This window comes from uncultured Succinatimonas sp. (assembly GCF_905203285.1).
GTDB lineage: Bacteria > Pseudomonadota > Gammaproteobacteria > Enterobacterales > Succinivibrionaceae > Succinatimonas.
The window spans coordinates 1-2971 of the sequence record NZ_CAJKVK010000136.1; the positions used below are offsets into that span (position 1 = coordinate 1).

Annotated in this window: 5 protein-coding genes; all 5 read left to right on the top strand. The window is 38.2% G+C overall.

Annotated elements, in window-relative coordinates:
* Positions 1-122 precede the first annotated feature (122 nt).
* From QZ019_RS09570 to QZ019_RS09590, 5 genes are read left to right on the top strand one after another with little or no spacing between them, the layout of a single operon-like run.
* Positions 123-353 (top strand): hypothetical protein, encoded by a 231-nt coding sequence (locus tag QZ019_RS09570; protein ID WP_295484576.1) that lies wholly within the window; start codon positions 123-125, stop codon positions 351-353.
* A gap of 41 nt (positions 354-394) precedes the next feature.
* Positions 395-613, top strand: a complete 219-nt coding sequence (locus tag QZ019_RS09575) for a hypothetical protein (RefSeq protein WP_295484578.1) — start codon at positions 395-397, stop codon at positions 611-613.
* A gap of 28 nt (positions 614-641) precedes the next feature.
* A complete protein-coding gene (locus QZ019_RS09580; protein WP_295484580.1) occupies positions 642-1427 on the top strand; it encodes a threonine/serine exporter family protein in 786 nt (261 codons plus the stop codon).
* Entirely contained in the window at positions 1427-1915 is a 489-nt protein-coding gene (locus QZ019_RS09585) for a threonine/serine exporter family protein (protein WP_295484582.1), read from the top strand. Before QZ019_RS09580 ends, QZ019_RS09585 begins: the two co-directional genes overlap by 1 nt.
* Before the next feature lie 35 nt (positions 1916-1950).
* Positions 1951-2730 (top strand): peptidylprolyl isomerase, encoded by a 780-nt coding sequence (locus QZ019_RS09590; protein ID WP_295484584.1) that lies wholly within the window; start codon positions 1951-1953, stop codon positions 2728-2730.
* The last annotated feature ends 241 nt before the right edge of the window (positions 2731-2971 follow it).

A 2971-nucleotide genomic window follows, 5' to 3' on the forward strand; every position in this document is an offset into this window, starting at 1 on the left:
AATTAGATCGATCTGCGTCACAAAAATTTGTATAATTCACAGCCGAAATTTTGAATTGCCTTATAAAATAAGGTGTTATTCAAGATAGTTTTCTTTATTTTCGATGGATTTTCGAGGTGTTTATGCAGAAATTTTGCTTGCTTTGCGCATTGTTGCTTTCAGGATCAGCTGCTTTTGCCACTATGGAAGCATCGTGGAATGATAAGAATGATATTTTTGCCAAAGGTGTCGGTGATTGCCCGATGTATATCTATCAGCAAAATAATGATGGTTCCTATAAAGAACTGGTTTGGGCTCATGAGATCAAAAAGCGTAACGAGAGCATAGATTCAGGTGAGTGCGTTTATCGTTAGGCTGAAAGTCAACTACCCTCGCCTAAAGAGGCGGGGGCTTGATGCCGCAATGCTTCCGCCTCTTTGATAAGGTGCAGCACAAAGGAGTAACCGGCTTTATCTTCGGACGCCGGGCCAACGGCTATTTTGATGTGCGCAAACTTGACGGCACCCGTATCTTAGCAGGAATAAGCTGCAGAAAGCTCCGGCTTCTTGAGAGACGCAGAGCCTATTTAACCGTAATCAGAAAAACGGAGGACGGCAATTCCTCCCCAGCTTAAGAAGCGGAGGTCTCCTTGCCGTAAATTGATGAATAATTTGAATTTAGCAAAAAAAGGTGAGGTTTTGTGTACTTTAGGTAAGAACCTTGCCCTTTACGGTGCAGAAACCCGGCTTATTGTGCAGTCGGTTAAAGAAATGGCTGTGGATTTAGGACTTTCAAAAATCGATCTTGCCCTGACACGCACCGGCATTACGGTCAAGATTTTTGAGGGTCAAGAACAGGTTATTGAATTTGCCGAGATAAGCGCTTTCGGTATTAATATGGGCGCTCTTACCGAACTGCATCAAATATGCCTGCGCGTAAAAAACGGAAAATTAAAAAATTTACAAGAAATTTTACAGGAAATTAACGCAGTTAAAGCTAAAACCTACGGCAAACGGCTTTTAATTTTTATTGAAGCCGCCGCATCAAGTGCTTTTGCTTTTTTAAACGGCGGTAATTTAGCCGTCATGGCAGCTACCTTCTGCGGCGGTCTTGTTTTAATGTCCTTGCGCTTCTTTTTGCTAAGTCGCGGTTTTTTTGAATGCTTTGCGTTTACGGTGTCGGCCTTTTGCGGCAGTACGTTTACACTGCTTGTGGCCAAATGTCTGATGCATCTGCCGACAAATGAACTTTCAATTGCGGTAATGGCTACCACTTTGCTTTTAGTCCCGGGTTTTCCGTTCATGAACGGTTTTCTTGATGTGTTTAAAGGTTATATGGATGTAGGGATAAGCCGCCTTATCAATGCAAGCGTACTTATTATGGCAGCAGCCATAGGTTTAATCGGAACCGTGTACTTGGTATACAGTCCGCTTTGGGAGCAGCTGTGATGTTTTTTGATGAAATTTGGTCGCGTATAGTACTTGAAACGGTAGCTGCAGGATTCATTGCACCTGCTTTTGCTATGCTGTTTGCCGTTCCGTTAAAATGCCTTCCTTATGTAGCTGCAGGAGGTGCCGTAACCAGGTGTCTGCGCTCAGGTCTTGTTATAGGTGCAGGCATTGAAATTGTGATCGCTACTTTTATCGCCTGCGCTGCGGTTTCTTTAATTTTTATTTATGTGGGGCCCAAGCTTAAAATTCCGCGTCCGGTCTTTACCGTTGCCAGTATCATCGCGCTTATCCCGGGATTTGATGCTTACAATGCTTTAATTTCTTTTATATCAATGGTGGAAAGCATTGATGACGCAGCTTTTTATCACTATGTTTTTACATTAATGCATTCGGGTACGCGTTGTGCGGCAATCTTATTGGCCATTGCTTTAGGAATTGCAGTTCCGCCGCTCTTTTTCTATAACTATCGTCACAGGCATATATAGGCTTATAAAAATGAGCCTGTAAATCAATAAATTAAATGAAAAATTTTGAAAAAATAATACTAATAATAATTATAATTGCAGCAATAGTTGGAATTGGATTTTTAGGATATGGATATTATCAAAAATTAACTAGAACTGTACAAAATCCAGTTGCAACAATTGAAGTTGAAAACTTTGGAACAATAAAAGTAGAATTATATCCAGATATTGCCCAAAACACAGTTGCAAACTTTATAACACTTGCAAACCGCGGATATTATGACGGAAAAACTTTCCATAGAACAGTTCCAGATTTCATGATTCAAGGTGGTTCTAAAGATGGTGATGGCAAAGGAGCTCCTACAATAAGTGATATTAAAGATGAAGGCTCTACAACAGAAACATATGCAATAAAAGGTGAGTTTATAGCAAATGATTATAGTAAAAACACTTTGAAAATGAAAAAAGGTGTAATTGCCATGGCAAGGGCAGATTACAGTAACGTAAGTAGTTCTCTAACAAAAAATGGTTATAATTCAGCAGATTCGCAATTCTTTATTATGAATGCAGATAATGATAATATAAATGGATTATATGCAGGATTTGGTGAGGTTATAGAAGGACTGGATGTTGTTGATGCAATTGCAAATGTAGAAGTAGTTACAAGAGAAAGCAATGCAGATGGACAAGACAAACCGGTAGATGAACCCAAAATAACAAGCATAAGAGTTGAAACTTATGGAGTTGATTATGGAGAGCCAGAAACAATTGAACCATTCAATTATTACAACTGGTTGATGAAACAATACTCTACTACACAATCTTCAAATAATTAAATAAAAAATTAAATAATTGGACAGAATAATAGCAGATAAATTTTTATTTATTTGCTATTTTTTGCTGTATGAAAAAGAGTATATATGAGAAAGGAATTAGAACAACAATGAAAAGAAGATTGCTAAAAGCTTCATTAATACTAACATTATTAGTAACATATTTTTATACGTGTGCTATAACATCAATTCCTCAAAATATTGTGATAATAGAAGGAGAAAAATTAAACTTAAAGATGGCGAC

Bases quoted from the DNA above. Each gene is read 5' to 3' on its own strand.
- QZ019_RS09570 (WP_295484576.1), top strand. From the start codon at position 123: ATGCAGAAATTTTGCTTGCTTTGCGCATTGTTGCTTTCAGGATCAGCT.
- QZ019_RS09575 (WP_295484578.1), top strand. From the start codon at position 395: ATGCCGCAATGCTTCCGCCTCTTTGATAAGGTGCAGCACAAAGGAGTA.
- QZ019_RS09580 (WP_295484580.1), top strand. From the start codon at position 642: ATGAATAATTTGAATTTAGCAAAAAAAGGTGAGGTTTTGTGTACTTTA.
- QZ019_RS09585 (WP_295484582.1), top strand. From the start codon at position 1,427: ATGTTTTTTGATGAAATTTGGTCGCGTATAGTACTTGAAACGGTAGCT.
- QZ019_RS09590 (WP_295484584.1), top strand. From the start codon at position 1,951: ATGAAAAATTTTGAAAAAATAATACTAATAATAATTATAATTGCAGCA.